The following is a 25,041-nucleotide window of genomic DNA, read 5'->3' as shown; positions in this document are numbered from 1 at the left end:
CTTACCTGCAGAAATAAAAAAGAAAATCTGTATCTGATATTTCATTAAGGCCGTTAAGGTTGTATAATAATGGTAATAGACAGGCAGTATCAAAGGAGGGTTTATTTATGGTGATTTATGTGAATGCGGCGGCGCAGAGGGATGGGAACGGCAGCAAGGAAATGCCCTTTAAGCACATCAATGCGGCGGCGCAGATTGCAAAGGCGGGGGATGAGGTTTTAGTAGCGCCCGGTATTTACAGGGAATACGTTGACCCTAAATACGGAGGCCAGGAAGATGCCCGTATTGTTTACCGCAGTGAAAAGCCTTTGGAGGCGGTGATTACCGGAGCGGAGGAAGTGAAATCCTGGGAAAAGTATCAGGACAACGTGTGGGTATGCAGGATCAAAAATGGTGTGTTTGGAAACTACAATCCTTATACTACGTTTGTAGGCGGTGACTGGTACTTTGCACCTGTTATAAGACATACGGGAGCAGTCTATTTAAACGACCGGCAGCTGTACGAGGCGGAAACATTAGAGGAGTGCATCAAAGGAGAGGTTTACGCGCCATCCTGGGAGCCGGAATATTCCGTTTATAAATGGTATACCTGCCAGGACGGAGACGAAACCGTGATTTATGCGAATTTCCAGGAGAAAAATCCCAATGAGGAAAAGGTGGAGATCAATGTCCGCCGCAACTGCTTTATGCCATCCAAAACAGGGGTGGGCTATCTTACTTTCTCCGGCTTCTATGTAAGCAAAGCGGCAACCACCTGGGCGCCTCCGGCAGCTTATCAGGACGGAATGGTAGGCCCTCACTGGTCTAAGGGATGGATCATTGAGGACTGCGAGATCAGCAACAGTAAATGCTGCGGTATCTCTCTGGGGAAATATTATGATCCTGACAACGATCATTACTTTACAAACAAGCATGTGAAAAGCCCCACGCAGATGGAGCGGGATGCGGTATGCCGCGGACAGTACCATGGATGGCTTAAGGAAAAGGTGGGCAGCCATATTGTCCGCCGCTGTCACATCCATCACTGCGAGCAGGCAGGTATCGTGGGACGTATGGGCTGCGTGTTCAGTATTATCGAGGATAATCATATTCACAATATCAACAATATGCAGCAGCTGGGCGGAGCGGAAATTGCGGGTATTAAGTTCCATGCGGCAATTGATGTGATTTTCCGCCGCAACCATATCCACCATTCCACCATGGGTATTTGGTGTGACTGGCAGGCCCAGGGAACCCGTATTACCCAGAATCTTCTGCATGATAACTATGCGCCGGATGGTACGCCTATGGCAGCCGGATGCATGATGAGCCAGGATGTTTTCATTGAGGTGGGACATGGGCCTACGCTGATTGATAATAACGTTATGCTTTCCAAGGCAGCCGTACGCATTGCCACCCAGGGCGTGGCCTGTGTGCACAATCTGATTCTGGGCTCCTTTACTGCCGTTGGAGGCGGCACGGATATGGTAGTCAAGGGCATTAACCAGCCCCGCTATACACCGTATCATATTCCCCACCGTACGGAAGTGGCGGGCTTTATGACGATTCTGCATGGGGATAATCGTATTTACAATAATATTTTTATCCAGAACTGGCCCGTAAAGGAAGTGGAAGTCAAGGAAGATATGGGCTTTCAGATGGCAGACAACCAGGTAGTGGGAACGGCGGTGTTTGACGAGTATCCCACCTATGAAGAATGGATTGGCTGGTTTGAAATGGATAAGCCGGCGGATATGATGAAGCTTCAGGATTATCATTTTTCACATCTTCCCGTGTGGGTAGAGGGCAACGCATACTTTAACGGCGCCAGGGCCTGCAAAAAGGAAGATGCGAAGCTTGTGGATGAGAAAAACAAAGTTTTTGTGGAGCTGGTGGAGGAAGATGGAAAGTACAGCTTAAAAACAAATGTATATGAGTTTTTAGGAGGCTTTTCATGTGAAATTATAAACAGTGATATTTTAGGATATGCTTTTGAGCCAGAGGAAAGATTTGAAAATCCGGATGGGTCAGCAATCACCTTTGACCAGGATTATCTGGGAGAGCACCGGGGCGTTTCCTGTATACCGGGGCCTTTTGCCAGTGTGGAAGCATCCAAAAAGAAGCTATTATAGGTAAAAGATCAACTTATCTTTAACGCTGTAACATATTAGTAACAGTGAATCCGAAGGCTGGACAGTTACACATATTAATTTATTTAAGAGGGAATCCCTGCAATGTTGAAACATGGAATTTTAGGACTTTTGAATTATAGTGATATGACAGGTTATGAGATTCGCGAGGTGTTCAGGGATTCCCTGCATTATTTCTGGAGCGCCCACACCAGCCAGATATACCGGGAATTGCAGGGACTTGAGAAAAAAGACTGGGTCAGCAAGGTCTATATACCGCAGCAGGGGAAACCGGACAAAAATATCTATTCCATCACAAAAGAGGGCAGAGCGGAACTGATTCGATGGCTTGCAGAGGATAATGTGGAGCTTAGTCCAAGGTCTCCGGTCCTGATGAAAACTTTTTTCATGGGGGAAAGGAGCAGGGAAGAAAATATTTGTTTTTTTAAAGATCTGAAAGCCTGCTATGAGATGTACCTGAAAGGCCTGGAAGTGATACCGGAATATATTAAATTTTATGGCGATGCCATAGGGGCGGGAGATAAGGCGCTTTATTGGGAAATGACGGTGGATTATGGAATCAGAAATTTGCAGATGAATATCGAATGGGCGCAAAGATGTATAGAGCGGTTAGAGGAAGCTGTCATTTCAAGCCCTGTTGTCTGTAGCGGGGATGCTGACCGGATGAAGCTGGAATGCTTTCAGGGCGCTGATTTCCCGGGTGTTTAAGAATTCCCTGCTTGTCGCAATCAATTTTTGTGTTGCGATAGTAGGCTCGTTGGCATAAATCAATCCATAGGGAAGTGTGTATTCTGTTTCCAGAGGAATGATGACAAGGTTGGTGTGGATATCTGAGTACACTGGCTGGGTGATTAAAATATATGGATTGACTTCACACATGGTAAAAGTATCAATCCCATAATAAGCAGAATCAATGATTTGAATAGTCGGATGATTCCGGATTATTTCATTGCGGAACGCATCAAGTTCCTCTGACACACCTTTGATTGGCATGACAAGGTATTCCCCATTCAAATCCTGCAAAGTTAGTTTTTCGGTCTTTGCAAAACGATGATTTTTTGCCACGGCACAGCAGATAGGGGTGCGGGCAAGTTCTAAAAACTGACAGATACCTTTCCAGCCGCCCGTTCCATAAATACCCTCCCACATATCATACTTAATTCCAAGCATAGAAAAAGAATTACTCCTATTCTGATATTCGGCCATGGGCAGAATTTCTATTCTCAATTCGGGAAGCCGCTCGCTGATCCAGGCCCATATTTCGGGAATAAGCCTGCATTTATAAAGTAAGGAAGTTCCAACACGTACGGTATGTTCAGAGGATTCGGCAAGAAGTCGAGCCTTATTCAGTGCGTCTTCTGAGAGACGAATCAGTGTTTTGGCATCTTCGTAAAGAGATTTTCCCGCAGATGTCAGCTTCACTCCATGATTGGAACGGACAAATAGCTTGAAACCGCATCTTTGCTCAAGCAGATTGATCTGCTGAAGAATGGCGGGAGATGAAATATACATGGCTTCGGCAGCTTTTCCAAAGCTTCCTAAATCCGCGATCTTGATGAAAGTATCAAGCTGATGATTGTACATAGGGGCCTCCTTATATTAAGTTCTGACTTTATGCCATGATAACATATCCATACTTCTGAATCAAGCCGCCCTGTGTTAAGATTTATAGCAAGTATAGCGAGTGTAACAGTTCAGCCTAGCTGAATAGTTACGAGCAAGCACAATAAGTGAAAACATAGTTGTTTAGAAAGAAAGGCAGGGTGGTATGAATGAAAAAATTAGGTTTTGGTCTGATGCGGCTTCCGCTGCTTGACAAGGATGATTATAGCAGTGTAGATATCGAAAGAGTGAAAAAGATGGCGGATGCCTTTATGGAAAACGGTTTTACTTACTTTGATACGGCAGCCCCTTACCATCGGGGAAACAGTGAGGTGGCTTTCAGGGAAGCAGTAGCAAAGCGTTATCCCAGAACGTCTTATACAATTACGGATAAGCTGTCCCTGTTTATGATAAGGCATGAGGAAGAAATGGACGGATTCTTCGAAAGCCAGCTGGAGCGGCTGGGAGTGGACTATATGGATTATTACTGGCTTCATGGCCTGGGCGGTCCCTCTTACAGGCAGGCGGAGGACTGGCATGCATTTGAATTTGTACAGCGTAAAAAAGCGGAAGGGAAGGTAAAGCATATAGGCTTGTCTTTCCATGACAAAGCGGAGCTTTTGGATGAGATACTGACGAAGCATCCGGAGATGGAGTATGTACAGATCCAGCTTAATTATCTGGATTGGGAGGATGCCACCGTAGAATCCCGAAAATGCTACGAGGTGGCGACAAAGCACCATAAGCCGGTGATTGTTATGGAACCCATTAAGGGAGGGAGCCTTGTAAATATACCAAAGGAGGCAGAGAAGCTGTACCAGGATTACTGTCCGGATAGCTCCATGGCTTCCTGGGCAATCCGGTTTGCAGCATCTCCTGGCAATGTGATGATGGTTTTGTCTGGCATGAGTGATGAGGAACAGATGTCAGATAACATCAGCTACATGAAGGAATTTAAACCGCTGGATGAGGAAGAACAGAAAATTGTGGAACAGGCAGCTAAGGTTATCAAAGCATCCATTGCGATTCCATGTACAGCCTGCCGATATTGTATTGATGACTGCCCGAAAAAAATAGCGATTCCGGATTATTTTGCTGTCTATAATAATCTGAAACGGTTTGGCGGTCCTCAGGGAATGGTAGCAAGTACCTATTACGGTAATCTGACGCAGACCCACGGAAAGGCATCGGACTGTCTGAAATGTGGAAAATGTGAGAAACGCTGCCCACAGCATCTTCCTATCCGTGCGTATCTAGAAGCTGTTGCAGGAGAATTAGAATAGGGTGAAAAGAAGTTCTAAGCCCACAACTGGACTGGTCTGAAACCGGAAGGGGAAGGTCTGTTTATGGGGAGGTCCTATGGAGAAATGTATTTTGATTGATTATGGCTTTTTCGCATTTTGCGATTCTAATAAGGACACAAATAGCTTGGCGGGCGCGCCGAGCTTTTTGTCCTTGCGGTAAATCAAACTGATCCAGGTGGAAAGGCGTGGGGTGATTTCCACAATGGAAATATCATTGCTTTTCAAATGCAAGATAGGATTTTGGGTCAACAGGGCAACACCGGCGCCCTTTTCCACCATGGCAAGTATATTCTCGCTCCGCTTGCCGGTATAGCCTATTTTGGGCTCGAATCCAGCTTTGCTGCATTCATTTACACAGAACTGATACATGAACGTGTCACAGTCGAGCAGCAGCAGCGTTTCATCCGTAAGCTCTGAAAGACGCAGCGTTTTTCTGTCAGCAAATTTATGAAAGGCAGGCATAACGGCTACCAAAGGGTCCTCAGTGTATAGAATCTGAACAAAATCAGGGTGGGTCTTTGTATTGCTTCGAATAAAAGCAAGTTCGAGGTCATTTCGCCTGACCATCTCAATTAAATTCAGGGAATCGTTTTCAATCAGGTTTAATGAAAAATTAGAATTTTCCTGTTGAAAAAGGAAAAGCAGATCTATAATCTTGTACTGTGCCATGGCAGGGATAGAACCAATGGAGAGGGTTCCTAATATATTTTTTTTGTAATCAAAAAGCGCGGCCTGGTATTGGGCGCGTGTCTGAGTGATGCTCAGTGCGTACGGGTAAAGAATTTCCCCGAATTTACTGAGTTCAATCTTTCTTGTGTTTCGGTCAAATAGGAGTATTCCTAATTCATTTTCCATAGCTTTGATATGTCTGGAAAGAGCGGACTGTGAAATATAAAGCTGTTCTGCGGCTTCCAGATAATTTCCTACATCGGCTAAAACTACAAATTCTTGTAAATAATTCAGTTCCACATTGATTCCCCCGCATTTTTGACTATGACTTGGACATGCAGACAACAAACGCTGCTACGTTCCGCGAGATGGCGTATTGTAAAAAGGATTTATGCACTTACTGCATAAATTATAGGGTAAATCGGTTTGATTGTCAAATTAAGATAATATAGGATGATAAATGTAATAAAATATAGTTATTTTTCGAGGAAGGCGTTATGGAACAGATAAATGAGTCAAAATCAAATTTTTTTCTGGAAACGGAAAAGGTAAGTACATTGATGCAAAAGTATGCGATTCCCTGCATTATTTCCCTGTTAGTTGCGGCATTATACAATATTGTCGATCAGATTTTTATAGCCAATGCAGATTATCTTGGTTCTTACGGCAATGCGGCTAATAATATAGTTTTTCCGCTGACGGTGGTTGCTTTATCACTGGCGGTTATGATTGGCGATGGATGCTGCGCTTTTGTAAGTATCAGTTTAGGGGCGGATCGGAGAGAGGACGCACACAAGAGCATAGGATGCGCGATTGTACTGTGTGTTGCTGTCAGCGCCATTTTAACTGTGCTGTACTTGGTCTTTCAGGAGCAGATACTGAAGATGTTTGGCGGACGGGTTAACGAGGAGACGTTTGCACATGCAAAAGAGTATTTTACATGGATTTCTTATGGCATTCCCTTTTATATGTTTGGACAGGCAATGAATCCTGTGATCCGCTCAGATGGAAGCCCGAAGTTTGCTATGGTTTCCACGGTGCTGGGCGCAGTTTTTAATATTATCTTTGATCCTGTCATGATTTATGTATTTAGGTGGGGAATGATGGGAGCCGCGATTGCAACGGTGGCAGGACAGATACTGACAGCCCTTTTGGCAGCTTGGTATCTGTGCCATATGAAGGCGGTGAAGCTTAAGAGAAGCAGCTTTGGTATTTTTGGCGATTTGATGAGGAAGTTCCTGCCGCTGGGCATCACCAGCTTTCTTTCACAAATTTCTTTGGTGGCCTCCATGGCGGCAGTCAATAATATGATAGTTAAATACGGCGCACTGGATGAAATTTTTGTACAGGCGCAATATGCGCAGATTCCGATGGCAGTGGTTGGTATTGTCATGAAATTTTTCCAGATTGTTATTTCTATTTCGGTGGGCTTAGCAGCAGGCTGTATTCCGATTGTGGGGTATAACGTGGGTGCAAAACGGATGGACAGGGCGTTGGAACTGTTCAAAAAATTATTGACAGCAGAGTTTCTGGTAGGATTGATTGCTTTATTGATTGTGGAAATTCTGCCAGGGCAATTGATCATGATATTTGGAGCTTCCAATGAAAGCCCATACTATACGGCGTTTGCAGTGAAGGCATTTCGGATTTATCTGTGTCTGATGCCGTTAGCGACCGTAAACAAAGGAACATTTATTTATTTGCAGTCGTTGGGAAAAGCGTTCCAGTCATCAGTCCTTTCCATGGTGAGAGAGGTTATTTTTGGAGTGGGCTTTGCCCTGCTGCTTCCACTGTTTTTTAATCTGGATGGGGTGCTTTACTCTATGCCTGTGTCAGATTTGTTGACTTTTCTGATTGCGGCTGTGCTCATTCGGAATATTTTTAAGGATTTACAAAACGGTTCATGAAAGAGAAGGGAGAATAAAAGATGATTATTGATGCAAATATGTATTGGATGCCGGAGGAATTGTTTGAAAATGAAGAACTGCTGAAACGGTTTCTGGCGGACATACCAGGGGAATCCGGATGGTATGGTTGCACGCAGGAGGTTCCGGGCACAGAGAAGCGGCGGCAAATCGTCCTGGAAAAACCGCCGGGCTATCAAAACTTAAATTATGTGCAGCATGACTACATACTTGAGCATCAGCTTAAGGATATGGATTGTGCAGGCGTAGATAAAGCGGTATTAAAGACACCGTGCTGCCAAGAATGGATGAGTCTTGAGATGTGTCGTTTCTTTAATGACCGGATGAGTGAATATTCAGCACAAAGTAAGGGCAGATTGATTCCGCTTGCAGTAGTCCCGCCTGATGAAAAGCAGGAGAATATAGATGAGCTGGCGCGCTGTCATGAGCAATTGGGCATGAACGGCCTGCAGCTGTCTGCTCATTATGGAGCGGATTATCTGGATCATGAACGCTTTGCTGGCTTTTTCAAAGTGGTGAATGAGCTGGGTATGACGGTATATGTGCATCATACGCCAGTTCCTGCAGAATATCAGTCTTTCTATGAATATAATAATGTACGCCGTTCTTATGGAAGATGTGTGGATCAGGGTTTGGCCGTATCGCGCGAATTATTCAGCGGATTCTTTGACAAATATCCGAATATTCGTATGGTGCACTCTATGTTGGGAGGCGGTTTCTTTGCAGTCAGCAATATGCTGTTTCCGGCTAAGGCCAAGAAGGAGGCGGTTTCACGTTTTCAATCGGACAATCGTAAAATTGAGGAGCAGTTTAAGAAAAATATCTTTTTCGAAATGTCCCATGCACAGCCCTGGGGGAAGATACAGCTTGAGAGCGCAATACGGATTCTTGGGGCGGAGCATGTGATTTTTGGCACATCCTATCCGGTACGCAGGGAGTGGCTTTTGGAAGGAGTGGATTTTGTCAGAAATCTGGATATAACAGAGGAGGAAAAGAGGCAGGTTTTAGGAGGTAATGCACAGCGTTTGTACAAAGCATGAATTTCTGCGTGGGAACCGATGCCTGAATTCTCCGTATAGACGTAAAGAATAGAAGGACAGGAAGCTTCATACATAAGTTTGACACCCCCGCCAGCTTGCGGCAGGGGACAGATATCCGCCTGGAGATTAAGAACAGGCGGATATTTTCACTTCAATCCATTTATGCAGGTTGTGCATAAATGAAGAAAAAAAGCGGTTTGCTTGTCCGAATCAGATAATCTAAAATGAGATTATAAAGAAAATAGTAGAAGGAAAATGCCAAATGGAAAACTGTTTTAAAGAAACGGTTTGTGAAAAAGTAACAAAATGTAGGAGAAAGGAGGAAAAGAATGTATAAGTATGTATTGAAACGTCTTCTTTGGATGATCGTCATAATGCTGGGTGTCACTTTTGTAATCTTTACCATTACTTATTTTATTCCGGGAGATCCGGCAAGAACCATGCTGGGATCTACGGCAACGGATGCGGAAGTGGCAGCCATGCGCAAGAGGATTGGACTGGACCAGCCATATTTTATCCAACTGGTGAATTACTTTTCAAGTGTCCTTAGATTGGATTTTGGCACTTCATGGTCGTATGACGTATCAGTATCCGGAGAACTTTTAGGGAGACTGCCTGTTACGATTCTGGTTGGAGGGCTTGCAATGCTGATTCAGGTTATCATTGGAATACCCCTTGGTGTTTTTGCGGCAGTGAATCAGAGTAAATGGCAGGATAATCTGTCGATGGCAATCTCTATGATCCTGGTTTCCGTACCTGATTTCTGGGTTGCTCTGATGATGATAGTACTCTTTTCGGTTAAACTTGGCTGGCTCCCGCCGATGGGCATCAATAATTGGAAGTGTTTTATCATGCCGGTCATTGCAGCAGGAATTGGTGGAATTGCGGCAAATGCCAGGCAGACCCGTTCCTCCATGCTGGAGGTATTCCGCGCTGATTTTGTTGTGACAGCGCGTGCGAAGGGGCAGAAGGAGAAAAAGGTTATCTGGAAACATATGTTTCCAAATGCGCTAATGCCGATTATCACCATGGTCATTGGAGGTTTAGGACGGATCGTTGGCGGAACAGCCGTTATTGAGACGATTTTCACAATTCCAGGCTGCGGACTGTATCTTTTGGATGGCATCAATGGGCGTGATTATCCTGTTATCCGGGGTTCAACAATTATCCTGGCCCTGTTTTCAGCTTTTGCAGTCCTGTTGATGGATATTGCGTATGCATATGTAGACCCCAGAATCAAAGCGCAGTATATAAGCGGTAAATAAAAATATTGCAGAAGAAAAGGAGGGAAAGTCGAGACGAAGTCTACGCAATGTATGATGGCAAAAGAAAAAATAAACGAAACGACAAATAAAAAGAGGAAAAAGCAGTCCCGTTTTATCAGTACATTTAAAAGGGTTTTCGAGACGGTGCCAGCAAAAACAGGCGGGATTCTTCTGATATTTATTATTGCCCTGTGTGTGCTGGCTCCTGTGTTTGCCGGATGTGACCCAAATGAAATGGATATGGCGAATGCATTGGCAAAGCCTTCTTTGCAGCATTTGTGCGGCACGGATAATCTGGGCCGGGATCAGTGGGCAAGGATTCTATACGGCGGCCGTTATTCCCTGGCGCTTGGTATTATAGGTTCTCTTTTTGCGGCGGTAGGCGGCACCAGCCTTGGGGTTATAGCAGGATATTTTGGCGGACAGACAGAGAATCTGATTATGCGGTTCTGTGATGTATGGTCAGCGATTCCGGGAACATTGCTTTGTATTGTTATCTCTACGGCTCTTGGCCCTGGTTTTTTCAATACAATTATCGCATTGTCTATCGGTGCGGTTCCAAATGGCGCCCGTATGACAAGAGGACAGATTCTTGCTGAGCGTACGAAGGAATATTTAGAGGCGGCGGAGGCGATGAACTGTTCTAAGGTATCTATTATGTTTAAGCATCTGCTTCCCAATGTTATTTCTCCTACAATTGTAGGTACGACAATGGGAATCGGCGCTACGATTACGCAGGCAGCAACATTGTCATATATAGGGCTGGGTGTACAGCCGCCCACACCGGAATGGGGCGCTATGTTGTCAGCCGGTAAAAGCTATGTCACATCATTTCCGCATTTGCTGCTGTATCCCGGTATTGCCATTGGCTTAACCACATTGGCGATTAATCTGATGGGGGATGGGCTGCGGGATGCATTGGATCCGAAATTAAGGAAATAGAGAGGAGAGAAAACCGATGGATGAGAAAAATACATTCCTCTCCGTAAAAGATATGGAAGTTATTTATACCTCCGCAGGAGATATTGTACATGCGGTTAATGGTGTTTCTTTCGAACTGAAAAAGGGAGAGAGCCTTGGCCTTGTGGGAGAAACAGGTGCAGGAAAGACAACGATTGCCCGTGCAATTCTCAGGATTCTTCCGGACCCGCCTGCGATATTGAAAGGCGGACAGGTTATTTTGGACGGGCAGGATCTGACCAGACTGTCAGAGGAAGAAATGTTGAAGATCCGGGGAGATAAAATTGCAATGATATTCCAGGACCCAATGACGGCACTGAATCCGCTTATGACAGTGGGAGACCAGATTTTAGAGGTTCTGATGTTACACAACAATTTTTCGAAAGAGGAAGGGTGTAAACGTGTGGTGGAGATTCTGGAAATGGTGGGCATTCCGAGGGAGCGTTATGTGGAGTTCCCACATCAGTTTTCAGGTGGGATGAAGCAAAGAGTAGTTATTGCCATGGCATTAGCCTGCAATCCGGAGCTGCTCCTTGCCGATGAACCCACAACGGCGTTAGATGTGACGATTCAGGCACAGGTTCTTGAAATGATACAGGAGCTTAAGAAAAAGCTGAACACCTCCATGATTTTAATTACCCATGATTTAGGTGTTGTAGCACAGACCTGTGATAATGTAGCGGTTATTTATGCAGGGCAGATTGTAGAATATGCTGAGAAAATAGAATTATTTGACCATCCGGCACATCCTTATACATTAGGGCTTTTCGGTTCCCTTCCCAGCATGAATGATGATGTTGAAAGGCTGCATCCTATCAGCGGAATGCCGCCAGATCCTACCGACTTACCACCTGGGTGTTCGTTCTGGCCCCGCTGCCCGAAAGCAACGGCGGCCTGCAAGGAAGAAATTCCATACAAAGAAATCGCACCGGGCCATTTTTGCAGATGCCATATGGCAGGAAAACAGGAGGGCAGTAGCTTATGAAAAAAAAGGAATTTAGCGGCAGCCCGTTAATTGAGGTAAAGCATTTAAAAAAATATTTTAATGTGCCTGCCGGTACGAACCATGCGGTTGATGATGTTTCTTTTACGATTCATAAGGGAGAAACTTTGGGAGTTGTGGGAGAGTCCGGATGTGGGAAATCCACACTTGGGCGTACCATCATCCGGCTATTGGAGGCCACAGACGGACAGGTGCTTCTGGAAGGTAAGGATATCACGCATGTGCAGGGAGAGGCTCTAAAGAAGGTTCGTGAACAGGTTCAGATTATATTTCAGGACCCATATTCTTCCCTGAACCCGCGTCTGGACATCAGCAGGACGATTAAGGAACCGCTTAAGCGCTCGGGGAGGTTCCGAAGCAGGGCGGAACTTATGAAGGAGACTGCGGAGCTGATGGATTTGGTTGGTATTGACGAGCGCCTTAGAGAGGCTTATCCTCATGAGTTGGACGGAGGGCGGCGCCAGAGGGTCGGTATTGCGCGTGCTCTTGCCCTGAGGCCTAAATTTATCGTATGTGATGAACCTGTCTCTGCATTGGATGTTTCGATTCAGGCCCAGGTATTGAATCTTCTGATGGACTTGCAGGATGAGATGGGAATGGCCTATATGTTTGTCACACATGATCTCTCCGTGGTGCGACATATATCCGACAATATTTGTGTTATGTATTTGGGACAGCTGGTGGAGAAATGCTCCACACAGGAGCTGTTTTCGAATAATCTTCATCCGTACACGAAGGCTCTTTTGTCCGCTATTCCATCCACGGATGTACATAATCCTATGAAAAGAATTCAGCTTAAGGGAGAGATTGCTTCCCCCATCAACCCGAAACCTGGCTGTAGATTTGCATCCCGCTGTCCGCATGCGGCGGATGCCTGCCGGGAACCACAGCAGTTGGTTGAAGTTTCGGAAAATCATTTTGTATCCTGCTGCAGGGTGGCGGAGATTAACTAAAATAGAGATTCATTAAAATATATAAATTAGGAAAGGAAAAAATGATGAAAAAGAAAAGTGTAGCAGTTTTATTGACAGTGGCAATGTGCCTCTCACTGGCAGCCTGCGGAGGAACATCCGGTAAAGAAACAGTGGAAAATGCAGCGGAAACCTCTCAAAGCGCGCAAGAGACAGCAGATGAGGGAGAGACATCCGGTAATGCAGCGTCATCAAATGTAGAAAGCGCTGAGGCGCAGGCCGAGACGGCGGCAGGCGTGATTCCAATGCACAATGCAAATTATACCGGAACAGCCCATTCAGCTACTAAGAAACATGATTCCATTACAATCGCTATGGATGTGGCGCCGGGTAACTTATCCCCGGAGGCCGTAGGAGACAGCGGCGGTATTATGTGGAAATGGAATGTGTATGAGCATCTCTTTGATATTAACGGATTAGGCGGAGAGCTTGTGGGTGTGACAGCAGAGAGCTATGAGCAGATTGATGATACGACTTATCGTATCCACCTCTATGAAGGTGTGAAGGATTCCGATGGAAATGAGCTTCATGCATCAGATGTTATTTATGCATATGACACATTGATAGCAGCAGGAAACCGTATGAGCGGGGATATTGCAAAATATGACCATGGTGAGGTTGTGGACGATTACACGGTGGACTTGATTATGAGAGAGCCGTTAAACGGTCTGAGCGATTTAAGCGCCATCTTGGGACAGCCTTTTGTATATTGTGAGCAGGCGGCAAAAGATCATAATCTGGCAACCGAGGCATGCGGTACAGGTCCTTATATTGTTACGGATTATCAGACAGGCGCTTCACTGACAATGGAGGCACGGGATGATTATTGGGCGGAAGGAGCGGACCACCAGTCAATCCGTCAGTGTGCGAATGTACAGCAGATTGTTTATAAAGTGGTTGCAGAGCCGGCGCAGAATGCAATTGGCCTTCAGACAGGGGAGCTGGATTTCTCAGGCTATGTTTCTGCAACGGACATTGCCAATTTCCAAGAAGGAGGCGCAAATGCGGAATCATTCTATCTGGATTCCTTCCTGGACAATCTGACAACGGCATTATTTATCAACTGCGATTCCAGCCAGAGCATTGGCGGTGATTTAAATTTCCGCCTGGCAGTCTTCTATGCATTGGATGGGACACAGCTTGCCCAGGCTTCCGGCGTGAATGATTTTGTGACATCATCCACACTGGGAAATGCGAAATATCCGGAATTTCAGAAAGAGTGGATGACGGCTGACAATTATTACAATACGCAGGATATAGAGCTTGCGAAGGAATATTTGGCTAAAACGGATTATGATGGAGCGGAAGTCGTTATTATTATGAACAATGAGGCAGTATTGACCAATATCGCAACAGCAATTCAGGCAATGCTCCTTAATATCGGAATTAACTGTAAGATTGAAGCAGAAGACGGAACAATAACAGATAATAAACAGGTAAATGGTGAGTACGACTTGATTCTGACGAAAATGGCATCTGATGATTATCTGCCGATCGTATGGCTTCGGTGGTTCTCAGAAGATTTTCATGAAGTCTCCCACACAATCTGTCAGGCAGATGACGCAAAACTTCAGGAGCTTTTGCAGAAGGTTACCGTGGTGGGAGGAAATACACCGGAAAATATTTCAGCTTTCCATGAATATGTGATAGAAAACGGTTACGGATACGGACTTTTTTCAGAATGTAAATCCAATGTTGTGACAGATGCAATCACGACTCCATGCTGGAATTTCCAGGACTATATTATCCCCGGCGGATGTATTTATGCAGATAATGAGTTCTAATGAAAGTGTTTGAGATTTAAAGACTGCCGCAGTGCTACAGGCGGCAGTCTTTGCAATTGGAAGAATCGCAGTACCGTAAGCAAAGCTTGCCATATGCAGGAGGTGTAAATATGAAGAATAAACATATCAAAAAGATTACGGCGGTTACAAGGGTATTTTTTGAAGGCCAGAAATGTATCAGAGCCGTGCTGGAATATGACACGGTTATTTTAAACAGCTCTGTATCAGACTCTGTATTTCGTGTTGGGGGACGGACCGTAACGGCAGCATATGCGAGCCCGGAAGAAAACGGAAAACCCGGTGACGGAAGGTTTGTGATTTTAGAGCTTTTTCCGGAGGAACAGGGCGCTTTAACCTATATAGGCGGTAATCCATGGGAGGGGCGTGGTGCGCAGGTGATAAAGCCGCAGCTTTCCGTAGAGCAGGCAGAGAGCCTGCGCGGCCAAAGCGGGGAGGATATTCCTGCGGCTGCGGCTGATGTAAGCAATATGGTTTTGAATGAGCTGACAGATGATTTCGTACAGGGATCTTTTGAGGGACTTGCTTATAATCTGTATATTCCGAAGGATTATAATCCGGAGAAAAGCTATCCCCTTGTCCAGTTTATCCATGATGCCTCTGTGTGCGGAAAACAGCCGGAATGCACTTTGGCACAGGGGGTTGGCGCCCTTATATGGATAACGCAAAAGGCACAGGAAAAGCATCCTTGTTTTGTACTCGCCCCACAGTACGATATTCCTTCTATTGTGGACGATGACTGGAATGTGGACCACAGGCTGGAAGTGGGGAAACGTCTTTTGGACAAAATTGTGAAAGAGTATCATATTGATACGGACCGTCTTTATACAACAGGCCAGTCTATGGGCTGTATGGCATCCATGGTTTTGAATCTCAGATATCCCGACTTGTTCGCGGCATCTTTGTTTGTTGCAGGTCAATGGGATGAAAGGCTTTTTTCCGGCAGTGGATTGGAAAAGAAAAATTTCTGGTTTATCAATTCAATGGGAGATGCCAAAGCTTTCCCGGGGATGAATCAAATTCTGGTAGGGCTGGAGCGGGACGGCGCCGGAATTGCAAGGGAAATCTGGGATGCCAAAGCGTCAAATGAGGAGCTTGCCGCTAAGGCTGAAAAACTGATTGCGACAGGCGCAAATATGTTTTATACTCCTTATGCAATAGAGTCAGTGGCAGACGGCTGGCACAGTGACGGCGGTGAACATCATGTGAATACATGGCGTTATGCATATTGTGTGGATGCAATTCGCGAGTGGCTGTTCGCGCAGAAGAAGTCTTGAAGTTTGGAATATAGAATGGAATATGTCATTGTAATTGACAGTATGGAGGTTTAGGATGGATAATAATTTTTATTTTGAGTCAAAAAAGGTGCTTGACAATACATGGCTGATTACTTCCCACGGCTCTACGGCTTATTTGTGTGCAGGAGATGAGCAGGGGGTTGTGGTTGATACGGGGGATTCTTATGGTAATCTGCGGGAATATTGTGAGAAGCTATGTGGAAAGCCTGTCAGGACAGCGCTTTCCACTCATGGGCATTTTGACCATACCGGATTGAACGGTTATTTTGATAAAGCATATATGGGAAGGCTGGCTGCGGAAATAGCAAAAGAACCCAATGGCGGGCAGCCTATCGAACGTTATCCCGTAGATTATGAAATTGTGGTGGTGGATGATGGATTTGTGCTGGATATTGGCGGAAGAACCTTTGAGGCAATCCGTATGGACGGGCATTCCCCTGACTCTGTCGCATGGCTTGACAGCACATATAGAGTGATTTTTACGGGGGATAATCTGGCGTCTATGGTGCCTTTGGAATATAAGTGTGTAGACCCGCAGCCAAGCATGCTGCGCTATGTGATGAGTGTGGCTAAGCTTTTGGAGCGGAGAAATGAGTTTGACTGGGTAGCATATGGGCATGGCAGAGAGATTGCCAGGGCAAGCATGGCCGACCATGCAATGATGGCGGCGCTGCGGGCATTGGACGGAGAGGTGGACGAGCCGCCGAAGATGGGAGAAAGACCTGTAGAAGATGGCGTCAAGGGCCCTGTTGATACACCTCCGGATTTGTCTGCACATGATCCGGCGGATAAAGGATTTATCCGGTATAAAGATGTGGAAATTATGTTTAGCAAAAGATATTTGAAGGATCCGGCGGTATATAATGTGGTGAAAGGAACCTGAAAGAACAAAAATTCCGGGAAAGGAGCAGATGTATGGTTAATTTTAAGGCCGGTGCGGGAACAGGGATCATCAGATTTTCTGAGGAATTGTTCCCGTTTCAGGGATTTAAGGGGGTTCATGATGATCCACATGTACGTATCCTCTATATGGAAAAGAAAGAAAAATGGGTCATTGCGTCCTATGAGATTGTTATGCTGCCGGATAGCCTAATCCTGAAATGCAGAGAACTCATAGCGGAAACTTTGCATATGAAGGTTGAAAATGTATGGTTGCATATGACACATGCGATTACAACACCGCATGCGCCGGGAGGACCGGGTATGAATCCTGATACGGAAAAAGCCCGGAAAGAAACAGAATTATTTGACTTGGCGCTGCTGCGGGCAACGGAAGAAGCAGCAATGCAGGCGGCGGATTCCATAAAAGAAGCCAGGATTGGCATTGGCTGCGGAAAATCTTACACAAATTGCTGCCGTGATGTTCAAAGCGATATTGGATGGTGGATAGGGATAAATCCGGAGGGATTCTCCACACGTGATATGACCGTGTTGAAAGTGATGGATATGCAAAAGAAGCCGATTGCCTTTTTGATCAGCTATGATATCAAGCCATGTGCAGTGGATAATTCACAGATGCAGGAGAATGAAAGGCTCATCTCCTCAGATGTGCCCGGCCGGGCATGTACTTTGATGGAAGAAAAGTATGGAGCAGCGGTGCTGTTTTGCATGGCGGCTTCAGGAGATCAGATTCCGCGAAAGACTGCAATGTATGATGAAATAGTGGATGGACAGGTGAGAACGGTGGATTTGGGAGTAGAAGCCGGATTTGCGATTGTGGAGGAAATCGGTCGGGAAATGGCGGAGGATGCTATGGCAATAGCTGATAAAATAGAGGACATAATCGAAGCAGAGGAAATCCGGCTGCAGACAGGAGGCTTTCACCATGGGACTAAGCCCAGAATGGAGCTTAAGCCGCGAAAAAAAGCAGTATTTGAAGCAGACGGTGCCACCGAACTTGCAGTCAGCACGGCAGAAATCGGTGATATTGCTTTTGTAGGATGTAAGCCGGAAATCAATTGCATTACGGAAAAGCAGCTTCGGGATAAGCTGCCCAAAAAACATATTATGATTGTCAGTCTTTTAAACGGCGGCATGAAATATATGCCGGATCAGGCAAGCTATGATTATGCATCCAATGAGGCACAGTCCTCCATGCTTATGCCGGGAGCGGCGGAGAAATTTGTAGATGCGGCTGTCAGCCTTTTAGAGGGATAAAAAGTGGTTTTATATGACGCCATATTGTAAGGCAGCAAGAAGACAAAAGTGATTTCAGGAGAGGAAACAAATGGAATTCAATCAACCGGGCAGACAGAAGAACCCCTTTATCCAATATCGAAATAATTCAATTTTCATGTGTGTTATTATATTGGCAGTTTTTTTCTTTTTTTCACGGAACCGGACGAATGAAACGGTTTATGTGCTATCGGAGGAGGATGCTGTTTCAATAACAGGATGCACAGGCGAGAAGATTACTGTCAACTATCAGGATTTGGTTTCCGTAGAGCTTCTGGATGCGATTGATTTTGGGGAGGTCGTTGATGGGACAGATACCAATCAAGGTGCGGCAGGGCTTTGGAAAAATGAGCGCTGGGGTGAGTACCATCTGTTTATTCTCCATAAGGCAAAAAAATATATTGTCCTGACAACGCAGGAGGATGTGGTCGTTTTCAATTATGAAAGCACAGACGTAACCCGTAACCTGTACAATGCGCTGAATGAGCTTATGGTACGGAAGGGATTGGAAGGACAGATTCAATTTCTTTCCGAAGAACAGGAATGATGAAGGTATAGATTTATGCTGCTTAAAAACGGCGGCCTGGGGGCTGCAATGAAATCATTGAAGGAATATACGAAAAAAAGGGAATGGAGGCAGACGGGCGGTATGCCGGAGAGCGCTGGTTTCCACAGCAAGGGATATCGCCGTTACTTTGAAGGATATTCAGAATATTTAGTCGAAAAACCTAATGGCAGGAGGAAGATTGAACGGGTCTATACGGGCGTTTATCACAAACAGGAGTTGAATCATATGCAGCGTATTTGGATCCGTACGTTTTATTGCATTTCCTTTGGAATGTCCTTATTATTGTTTCTTTTCTGTGCCACACGCAATGTGCCAAGTAATTACAGCTGGTATGTTGCTACGGCAGAAGCTGTTTCCACTGCCAGCTTATTTTGGACGCTGTGCTGTTTATTTCATTATATGACTGCAGGCGAAAATATGACGCTGTATGAATATCATTGTGTTGATAAGTTGAAAAAAGCTGTGAAATGGACATCAGGCGCTTTGTTTGGCATATCTGTGACTACGGCTATATATATTCTGCTGCACATGAAGGAAGATATAAGCGGGGAACTGGCCTGCCTGGTTTCTGCTCTTGGCGCATCAGGCATGTGTATGGAAATTTATATGGCGGAGAAGAAAATCAGATATGCTTCTTTTCTGAGCCCCAATAAGGCTCCCGAACAATCAAATCAAATTGACCTTTAAGTTTAATGCCCCGCCAGCCAGCTGCGGGGCTGTTAGCTTCAGATATAGAGACAGTGAAGAAACGGAGGAAAAATACATGGAACAAAAATACTATGAAGTCAGGAATGTTTATCATCAGTTTACACATAGCCAGGGGGCTGTGCTTTATCAGCCGGCGGAGCAGACAGGCAAAAGGAAGATCGGTATTATGCTGATGCACAGTGATGCCGACTATTATGGATTTATTCCGGCGCCGGAACTTGCAAAACGCGGCTATACGGTTCTGGCTTCGAATGTGACCTGTTCCAGAGGGCCTTTTGAAAACAAACTGGAGGATTTAGGACGTGCGATTGCATACTTAAAGAAACTGCCGGAGATTGAAAAAATCGTGCTGCTTGGACATAGCGGAGGCGCAACACTTATGAGTGCGTATCAGGCGGTTGCGGAAAATGGAGTACAGGTATTCCAACACGAAGGTATGATTGTAAAAATGCAGGATGTGGGACCATTTTCCAAGGCGGATGCGGTTATGCTGTTGGACTCTAATTGGGGGAATGGGATTATGACTTTGGTCAGCCTTGAACCAAGTATTGTGAAAGAGTCCTCCAGCCGGAATCTAAAGCCCGGATTTGAGCTGTTTGATCCTGCCAATGGTTACGCTTCGGAGGGTGCTCATTATTTGGAGGAATTTGTGAAGAATTTCCACAAAGCACAGGAAAAAAGAAATGAGAAATTGATCGACTATGCACTGGAGAGACTGGAGAAGCTTGAGAAGGGCGAGGGGGAATTTGATGATGATGAGCCTTTTGTCATAGCAGGAGGTTCCCAGATTGCGCCTAACAATAAGCTGTTTCCGCAGGATATTCGATATCTTTCCCATACCCAGGGGAAATATGACTTGATTCATGGGGATGGTTCCGTTACCAATGAAGTGATTCGATCCTTGAGAAAACCGCACTTTGACCGGAATATGGTTACCGTAAACAGGATGGCAACCGATATGACAACAATCAAAACCTTCCTTACATGTTCCTGCATCCGTACAAAAGGGTTTGGATATGATGAAACACATATTTATGGTATTGAATGGGATTCAGGGTTTAGCTGCACGCCGGGAAATATTCGGCATGTGAGAGCGCCGCTTTTGCTGATGGGTATGACAGGAAGCTATGAGTTTTTGGCGTCCGAACAGATTTACCGGAATGCGGCAAGCGGGAATAAGACAATCGCTTTTGTGGAGGGAGCATCCCACAACTTTGTTCCCCAGGAGGATGCGGAGGAATACAAAGGGCAGTTTGGAGATACGGTTAAAAACTGCTTTGATTATGTGGATGGATGGCTGGAGAAGACAGTAATGTGAACCATTACGGAAGTTGCGCATGGAAAAATATGAGAAAGACAATGCAGAAATGAGGTGAAACATGCAGACACTGGAAAAGAGGACATGTGTTTTCGCCGGAGCCAGCGGCGGAGATGGTGTTGCGGCGGTAAAAGCTTTGTGTAAGGGCGGTATGGATGTAGTTATGCTAACCCATCAGCCCGCACAGGCACAGAAATTGATTAGAGAGATGGAAGGACTGGCATACCCGGGAAAATGCGGGGCAGTGCAGGATGGTAACTGTCAGAATCCCCCTATACCGGATGAAGAAGTATACAGACGGATTTTTGAAGAGTATGGTTCTATAGATGTAGTAATTTGTAATACGGGTGGAGATGGTTTCGAGGATAGCATAGACTTGGTGGATACAGATTTTATGTTGAAAGAAGTGGGACATCTGCTTGGGGGAAGCTATTCCATGCTGAAATGCGCATTGCCGTATTTACGTCAGAGCAGGGCGCCGCGGGTAATTTTTATGACTACGGTGGAAGGAGTGCGCGGCGGAAGATTAGAGAGCTTTACGAATGCTGTGGCGAAGGGGGCGGTGGCGGCACTGGGTAAAAACTGTGCGGCCAGACTGGCATCGGAAGGAATCACTGTAAACTGTATAGAGAAGGGAGCAATAGCGCGTCTGCCCCATAACGGACCGGCACTTGAACCAAAGGGCAAAGACACCTCTGGTATGCTTTCCTGTATTCCGGTAGGAAGAATGGGCACGCCGGAGGATTTGGCAGAGGCAATCTGCTTTCTTGCAAGCGAGGAGAGCGCCTACATTACGGGAGCTGTTCTGGATGTCAGCGGCGGATTAAGCCTTGTGTGATTAAATTTGAAAGGAATGTTTATGGTACGTTTGGCAACAGCAAAGGATGCTCCGCAATTGGAGCTTCTGAACGATGAATTTAACGGGGTGGGTGCGTCCCGCACCTATATCGAAAAATCCCTTTTAGACAACAGGCAGGAAATTGTTGTAGTGGATGAGGAGGATGGGGGAATTGTGGGATTTATCTGCGTCCAGCTGAAAAAGTCATTTTGCTATGATGAATATATGCCGGAAATTACGGAAGTATATGTAGCGCAGGCATATCGAAAAAAAGGGATTGCAAGCAACATGATCAGCTTCGCAGAAACCTATGTAACCAGCCATTATAACGCCCATGAATGGGGACTGCTTACAGGAAAAGATAACAAGACCGCCCAGGCCGTATATAGGAAACTCGGGTATAGAGAAGATGGAGAGTGTCATTTTTCGAAGAAATTATAAGGCCTGTGATAGTAAAAAACAAAGGACAGCACGCTTTGCGGACTGTCCTTCTTATATCACCAATCCCACAAATTCTCAGGCACCTGCTCTAAAGGCTGTCTGGTCAAAAAAAGCAGGACAGAATCATGGGGATTTAGTGTAGCCGTATACCATTCCCTCTTTTCCGTCATATTACTTCCATATGGCCTCACATACCATTCCCTTTCCTGAAATAACTCCCCAAAGTGATAAACAACGGTGAGAGGCCTGTCAGTGGGATTCATGGTAAACAATAGATTTCCCTGTTTTAATATATGTAAAAGAACGATATCCTGCCGTTCCTTTCCGAAATATGGAAGCTGTGGGCATACCTTTTCACGCGGGGTAATGAAATGCAGCAGTTTAAGCCGCTCATCAGAAATCCTGTGAATCGGGTCGGAGGTTGTGACGGCTCCTCCGGAAAGAGCCTGGAGCAGTGCAAGGCTGCGGATCTCATGGGGCTTTAGATGGATGGCAAAGTCTCGAAGAAGAACGGAATCCGGGTCATTCTGCCAGTATATATGGTTAAAATACGTATCTGCCTGTAACTCCCTGAGCATATTAATGGGGCCGTAATCCTCCGCCCACTGTGCCCCCACATCCCCGGCAATCCGCATGCCGTCCGCATAGCCAATGAAGGGGAGGAAAGGAGCAATGCATCCTAAAAGATAGCTTTCTTCTCCGATAGCCTGCCGGATGACTTTCAGCGTATTGCGAAGGATTTCCACCGAAGTAAGACTTGCGTCATAACGTTTTACCCTGGAAGTGTCAAACATATTCCACAGCATAAAGTCGGTTTTAAACAAAGAAAACCCCCAATCTCTTAAGGAGCAAAATACTTCTTCCAAATAAGCAAGCGCCTGCGGATGGCTGGTATCCAGTACATAATAGTTACAGTCAGAGCTGCCCCACATCTTAGGCTCATTATAGCTTTGCAGCCGGGCGATAGGTTTTCCATCCAAATCATGAAGGACCCAGTCAGGATGCTTTTGGAACAATTCTGATTAATCCCCCACAATAAACGGAGCAACCCAGATTCCGGCATGATAGCCGGCGTCAAGAATACTTTTTGCCGCCTCTTTCAGTCCCTGTGGGAACAAGTGATTTGGCAGCAGCCAGTCTCCTGTATGGGGTGCATATCCGGCATCTATCTGTATATAGTGAAAGGGCACATTTTCTATAACTTGAAATTCTTTTAAGTATTCTGCCAGCAGTTCCTGGCTCAGGTTCTGGTAGAGATAGTACCAGCTGCACCAGTGGAAAACCGGCGGCATAGCGGTTCTGGCTTTCATAGTTTGGGCAATTTCCCTTGCACAATTCTGCAGTCCGGGAAAAAGATTTTCTTCTTCGGCAAAATAGAGGGTGGGAAGGGTTAACGTATCACCAGCCGTATTTTCCAGATTAAAGCCGCCCGAAAAACATACTGCTTCGCCCGCAAACAAATTTTGGGTAACGCCTACCTGATAGCAATTGATATAATGACGGTGATCCCGCGCATATACGAAAAAGGCTCCGTCATCATTGAAAAGAGAAATCAGCCCATGGGAGATAAAGGGGGCCTTTTGTGCTTCATCTGAATTTGGATTGGGTGAGCTGGCATTGGATTGGCCACGGCCTGTGATGGGATGGCAGCCGGAGGGCCCCTGCATGCCCAGTCCCTGGATAAATACATGTTCCGCATGGTCTGCCAATGCGTTTGCAAGCAGTTCTACGTCATGGATTCCTCTTAGGCCGCAGAGGGTGCAGGTAACCTCCACCTTGTCATCTTTTTTTAGAAAATTTAGCTGTATCTGCCCTTTTTCCAGACGATAAAGGACGGAATCATTTTCCACCGATACACTGACCGGAGAAAGAGGCAGGCCGTTGATGGCGGGATAAGCATTTTTCAGGTGTATATTGTTTCCCAGTATATCCCATTGGCCGTTTGTGTGAAGTTTATAATTCATGGTGGTTTTTCCTTTCTTTTTTGCGGCAGTTCATGTAAAATCTAGAAAGAAGCAGCTTCATGCCCCAATTTGTGGAGGCTGTTGCATGATAAATAAACAATAAATCGGCAAGAATAGAGGTTTAGTCTAAGCAAAATAGACTTTAATCGCATTTTCTAAGGAGAATTTTGATGGATATCACTGAAAATTACAGAATTGACGCGAATTTCCGCCATTTTAGAAATGCCGTAAAAGACAATGATGAACTTTATCTGGTGGAATGTGGGATAGAGCGGTGCAAACCGGATAAATCCTTTGGCCCTATGACCCGCAGCGAATATCATGTCCATATTATTTTAGACGGCAAAGGGGTAGTGAAAATGGGCGGCAAGTCCTATTCCCTCCGGCGTGGTCAAATCTTTACCCTTATACCGGGTATAGAGCACTATTATTACGCGGATGAGGAAAATCCATGGCACTATGCGTGGGTTACTTTTGCCGGTACAAGAGCGGCATATTTCATGGAAAAAGCAGGCATCACTGCCAAAAGTCCAATCCGCGATGCATGTGTTGAACCGGAACAGTTTTTGGCCATCATAGAAAAAATATTAAGCTTTCACCAATTAACGGTTGTAAACGAGCTTGGCAGAACCTCCCAGCTTTATGAAGCTATGGCTTTGCTGGTGGATTCGTGGAACAGGAAAACAGACAGCCCTCAGAAAAAAGCTTCTTATGATTATTCATCCGATGTTTATGTAAATTCCGCCGTGGAATATATCCAGAGGCGCTACAGCCTGATTCGTGTCAATGATATCGCATCATATCTTGGAATTTCAAGGTACTATCTTGCCCATATATTTAAAGAAAAGCTGCATGTTTCTCCGCAGGAGTATCTGCTGAATTACCGGCTGGCGAGAAGCGCTATGCTTCTGCGCACAACCGGGCTGTCTATTCAGGAGATCTCGGAAAAGGCCGGCTATGAAAATCCCCTGACCTTTTCCAAGATTTTCAAAAATGCATACGGGCTAAGCCCTAAAAATTACCGTGCTAAAATCCTTATGGAATCCGGAGCTGACTAATCT

Annotated in this window: 23 protein-coding genes; 19 read left to right on the top strand and 4 right to left on the bottom strand. The window is 45.5% G+C overall.

Annotated features, from left to right (window positions below):
* Nucleotides 1–107: 107 nt before the first annotated feature.
* Both D5281_RS09705 and D5281_RS09700 read left to right on the top strand, forming a co-directional pair.
* A complete protein-coding gene (locus D5281_RS09705; protein WP_160559965.1) occupies nucleotides 108–2,111 on the top strand; it encodes a right-handed parallel beta-helix repeat-containing protein in 2,004 nt (667 codons plus the stop codon).
* 102 nt (nucleotides 2,112–2,213) lie between these two features.
* Nucleotides 2,214–2,837 carry a PadR family transcriptional regulator gene (locus D5281_RS09700; protein WP_160559964.1) on the top strand — a complete coding sequence of 208 codons (624 nt, stop codon included), beginning with the start codon at nucleotides 2,214–2,216 and terminating at the stop codon, nucleotides 2,835–2,837.
* On the opposite strand, the gene D5281_RS09695 is transcribed toward D5281_RS09700, so the two are convergent.
* Entirely contained in the window at nucleotides 2,757–3,713 is a 957-nt protein-coding gene (locus D5281_RS09695; protein WP_160559963.1) for a LysR family transcriptional regulator, read from the bottom strand. The two genes, D5281_RS09700 and D5281_RS09695, sit on opposite strands and share 81 nt — an antisense overlap.
* 188 nt (nucleotides 3,714–3,901) lie before the next feature.
* Here D5281_RS09695 and D5281_RS09690 point away from each other — a divergent pair, with 188 nt between their 5' ends.
* Entirely contained in the window at nucleotides 3,902–5,014 is a 1,113-nt protein-coding gene (locus D5281_RS09690; RefSeq protein WP_160559962.1) for an aldo/keto reductase, read from the top strand.
* Between the two features lie 99 nt (nucleotides 5,015–5,113).
* Here the strand turns inward: D5281_RS09690 and D5281_RS09685 are convergent, their stop codons facing one another.
* Nucleotides 5,114–6,004 carry a LysR family transcriptional regulator gene (locus tag D5281_RS09685; protein ID WP_330584921.1) on the bottom strand — a complete coding sequence of 297 codons (891 nt, stop codon included), beginning with the start codon at nucleotides 6,002–6,004 and terminating at the stop codon, nucleotides 5,114–5,116.
* Between the two features lie 197 nt (nucleotides 6,005–6,201).
* On the opposite strand from D5281_RS09685, the gene D5281_RS09680 reads away from it, so the two are divergent.
* The 15 genes from D5281_RS09680 to D5281_RS09610 all read left to right on the top strand — a co-directional run bounded on the left by D5281_RS09680 (nucleotide 6,202) and on the right by D5281_RS09610 (nucleotide 22,016).
* Entirely contained in the window at nucleotides 6,202–7,611 is a 1,410-nt protein-coding gene (locus D5281_RS09680) for an MATE family efflux transporter (RefSeq protein WP_160559960.1), read from the top strand.
* A gap of 20 nt (nucleotides 7,612–7,631) precedes the next feature.
* Entirely contained in the window at nucleotides 7,632–8,669 is a 1,038-nt protein-coding gene (locus D5281_RS09675; protein WP_160559959.1) for an amidohydrolase family protein, read from the top strand.
* Nucleotides 8,670–8,998: 329 nt separating this feature from the next.
* Nucleotides 8,999–9,934, top strand: a complete 936-nt coding sequence (locus D5281_RS09670; RefSeq protein WP_160559958.1) for an ABC transporter permease — start codon at nucleotides 8,999–9,001, stop codon at nucleotides 9,932–9,934.
* 51 nt (nucleotides 9,935–9,985) lie between these two features.
* A complete protein-coding gene (locus D5281_RS09665; protein WP_277935271.1) occupies nucleotides 9,986–10,876 on the top strand; it encodes an ABC transporter permease in 891 nt (296 codons plus the stop codon).
* Between the two features lie 16 nt (nucleotides 10,877–10,892).
* Nucleotides 10,893–11,879, top strand: a complete 987-nt coding sequence (locus tag D5281_RS09660; RefSeq protein WP_160559957.1) for an ABC transporter ATP-binding protein — start codon at nucleotides 10,893–10,895, stop codon at nucleotides 11,877–11,879.
* The gene (locus D5281_RS09655) at nucleotides 11,876–12,850 is read left to right on the top strand and encodes an ABC transporter ATP-binding protein (RefSeq protein WP_160559956.1); all 975 of its coding nucleotides are present in this window, start codon (nucleotides 11,876–11,878) and stop codon (nucleotides 12,848–12,850) included. The genes D5281_RS09660 and D5281_RS09655 overlap by 4 nt, the downstream gene beginning before the upstream one ends.
* A gap of 41 nt (nucleotides 12,851–12,891) precedes the next feature.
* The gene (locus D5281_RS09650; RefSeq protein WP_160559955.1) at nucleotides 12,892–14,652 is read left to right on the top strand and encodes an ABC transporter substrate-binding protein; all 1,761 of its coding nucleotides are present in this window, start codon (nucleotides 12,892–12,894) and stop codon (nucleotides 14,650–14,652) included.
* 110 nt (nucleotides 14,653–14,762) lie between these two features.
* Nucleotides 14,763–15,947 carry an alpha/beta hydrolase-fold protein gene (locus tag D5281_RS09645; RefSeq protein ID WP_160559954.1) on the top strand — a complete coding sequence of 395 codons (1,185 nt, stop codon included), beginning with the start codon at nucleotides 14,763–14,765 and terminating at the stop codon, nucleotides 15,945–15,947.
* 55 nt (nucleotides 15,948–16,002) lie between these two features.
* Nucleotides 16,003–16,851 carry an MBL fold metallo-hydrolase gene (locus tag D5281_RS09640; protein ID WP_160559953.1) on the top strand — a complete coding sequence of 283 codons (849 nt, stop codon included), beginning with the start codon at nucleotides 16,003–16,005 and terminating at the stop codon, nucleotides 16,849–16,851.
* 32 nt (nucleotides 16,852–16,883) lie between these two features.
* Nucleotides 16,884–18,125 carry a hypothetical protein gene (locus D5281_RS09635; protein ID WP_160559952.1) on the top strand — a complete coding sequence of 414 codons (1,242 nt, stop codon included), beginning with the start codon at nucleotides 16,884–16,886 and terminating at the stop codon, nucleotides 18,123–18,125.
* Between the two features lie 70 nt (nucleotides 18,126–18,195).
* Nucleotides 18,196–18,690, top strand: coding sequence for a hypothetical protein (locus tag D5281_RS09630; RefSeq protein ID WP_160559951.1), 495 nt, complete (start codon nucleotides 18,196–18,198; stop codon nucleotides 18,688–18,690).
* 48 nt (nucleotides 18,691–18,738) lie between these two features.
* Nucleotides 18,739–19,398, top strand: coding sequence for a hypothetical protein (locus tag D5281_RS09625; protein ID WP_160559950.1), 660 nt, complete (start codon nucleotides 18,739–18,741; stop codon nucleotides 19,396–19,398).
* A 76-nt stretch (nucleotides 19,399–19,474) separates the two neighbouring features.
* Nucleotides 19,475–20,737, top strand: coding sequence for an alpha/beta hydrolase family protein (locus tag D5281_RS09620; RefSeq protein WP_277935270.1), 1,263 nt, complete (start codon nucleotides 19,475–19,477; stop codon nucleotides 20,735–20,737).
* Between the two features lie 61 nt (nucleotides 20,738–20,798).
* Nucleotides 20,799–21,575 carry an SDR family NAD(P)-dependent oxidoreductase gene (locus D5281_RS09615; protein ID WP_160559949.1) on the top strand — a complete coding sequence of 259 codons (777 nt, stop codon included), beginning with the start codon at nucleotides 20,799–20,801 and terminating at the stop codon, nucleotides 21,573–21,575.
* A 21-nt stretch (nucleotides 21,576–21,596) separates the two neighbouring features.
* Nucleotides 21,597–22,016 (top strand): GNAT family N-acetyltransferase, encoded by a 420-nt coding sequence (locus D5281_RS09610; RefSeq protein ID WP_160559948.1) that lies wholly within the window; start codon nucleotides 21,597–21,599, stop codon nucleotides 22,014–22,016.
* 56 nt (nucleotides 22,017–22,072) lie between these two features.
* Here the strand turns inward: D5281_RS09610 and D5281_RS09605 are convergent, their stop codons facing one another.
* Both D5281_RS09605 and D5281_RS09600 read right to left on the bottom strand, forming a co-directional pair.
* Complete coding sequence (locus tag D5281_RS09605; RefSeq protein WP_160559947.1) at nucleotides 22,073–23,032, bottom strand: alpha-amylase family protein; 960 nt, start codon at nucleotides 23,030–23,032, stop codon at nucleotides 22,073–22,075.
* Nucleotides 23,033–23,038: 6 nt separating this feature from the next.
* Nucleotides 23,039–23,980 carry an alpha-amylase family protein gene (locus tag D5281_RS09600; protein WP_160559946.1) on the bottom strand — a complete coding sequence of 314 codons (942 nt, stop codon included), beginning with the start codon at nucleotides 23,978–23,980 and terminating at the stop codon, nucleotides 23,039–23,041.
* Nucleotides 23,981–24,150: 170 nt separating this feature from the next.
* Between D5281_RS09600 and D5281_RS09595 the strand changes: the two genes are divergently transcribed.
* Nucleotides 24,151–25,038, top strand: coding sequence for an AraC family ligand binding domain-containing protein (locus D5281_RS09595; protein ID WP_160559945.1), 888 nt, complete (start codon nucleotides 24,151–24,153; stop codon nucleotides 25,036–25,038).
* Nucleotides 25,039–25,041 lie beyond the last annotated feature (3 nt).

It is taken from the genome of Parablautia muri, from assembly GCF_009917485.1.
In the GTDB taxonomy this organism is placed as follows: Bacteria; Bacillota; Clostridia; order Lachnospirales; family Lachnospiraceae; genus Suilimivivens; species Suilimivivens muri.
This window is presented reverse-complemented; position numbering and strand designations above follow the sequence as displayed.

Coding starts and splice junctions, on each gene's coding strand:
- D5281_RS09640 (WP_160559953.1), top strand. CDS start 16,003: ATGGATAATAATTTTTATTTTGAGTCAAAAAAGGTGCTTGACAATACA.
- D5281_RS09660 (WP_160559957.1), top strand. CDS start 10,893: ATGGATGAGAAAAATACATTCCTCTCCGTAAAAGATATGGAAGTTATT.
- D5281_RS09650 (WP_160559955.1), top strand. CDS start 12,892: ATGATGAAAAAGAAAAGTGTAGCAGTTTTATTGACAGTGGCAATGTGC.
- D5281_RS09675 (WP_160559959.1), top strand. CDS start 7,632: ATGATTATTGATGCAAATATGTATTGGATGCCGGAGGAATTGTTTGAA.
- D5281_RS09700 (WP_160559964.1), top strand. CDS start 2,214: ATGTTGAAACATGGAATTTTAGGACTTTTGAATTATAGTGATATGACA.
- D5281_RS09630 (WP_160559951.1), top strand. CDS start 18,196: ATGGAATTCAATCAACCGGGCAGACAGAAGAACCCCTTTATCCAATAT.
- D5281_RS09635 (WP_160559952.1), top strand. CDS start 16,884: ATGGTTAATTTTAAGGCCGGTGCGGGAACAGGGATCATCAGATTTTCT.
- D5281_RS09625 (WP_160559950.1), top strand. CDS start 18,739: ATGAAATCATTGAAGGAATATACGAAAAAAAGGGAATGGAGGCAGACG.
- D5281_RS09645 (WP_160559954.1), top strand. CDS start 14,763: ATGAAGAATAAACATATCAAAAAGATTACGGCGGTTACAAGGGTATTT.
- D5281_RS09695 (WP_160559963.1), bottom strand. CDS start 3,713: ATGTACAATCATCAGCTTGATACTTTCATCAAGATCGCGGATTTAGGA.
- D5281_RS09610 (WP_160559948.1), top strand. CDS start 21,597: ATGGTACGTTTGGCAACAGCAAAGGATGCTCCGCAATTGGAGCTTCTG.
- D5281_RS09595 (WP_160559945.1), top strand. CDS start 24,151: ATGGATATCACTGAAAATTACAGAATTGACGCGAATTTCCGCCATTTT.
- D5281_RS09615 (WP_160559949.1), top strand. CDS start 20,799: ATGCAGACACTGGAAAAGAGGACATGTGTTTTCGCCGGAGCCAGCGGC.
- D5281_RS09600 (WP_160559946.1), bottom strand. CDS start 23,980: ATGAATTATAAACTTCACACAAACGGCCAATGGGATATACTGGGAAAC.
- D5281_RS09680 (WP_160559960.1), top strand. CDS start 6,202: ATGGAACAGATAAATGAGTCAAAATCAAATTTTTTTCTGGAAACGGAA.
- D5281_RS09620 (WP_277935270.1), top strand. CDS start 19,475: ATGGAACAAAAATACTATGAAGTCAGGAATGTTTATCATCAGTTTACA.
- D5281_RS09670 (WP_160559958.1), top strand. CDS start 8,999: ATGTATAAGTATGTATTGAAACGTCTTCTTTGGATGATCGTCATAATG.
- D5281_RS09665 (WP_277935271.1), top strand. CDS start 9,986: ATGATGGCAAAAGAAAAAATAAACGAAACGACAAATAAAAAGAGGAAA.
- D5281_RS09655 (WP_160559956.1), top strand. CDS start 11,876: ATGAAAAAAAAGGAATTTAGCGGCAGCCCGTTAATTGAGGTAAAGCAT.
- D5281_RS09690 (WP_160559962.1), top strand. CDS start 3,902: ATGAAAAAATTAGGTTTTGGTCTGATGCGGCTTCCGCTGCTTGACAAG.
- D5281_RS09705 (WP_160559965.1), top strand. CDS start 108: ATGGTGATTTATGTGAATGCGGCGGCGCAGAGGGATGGGAACGGCAGC.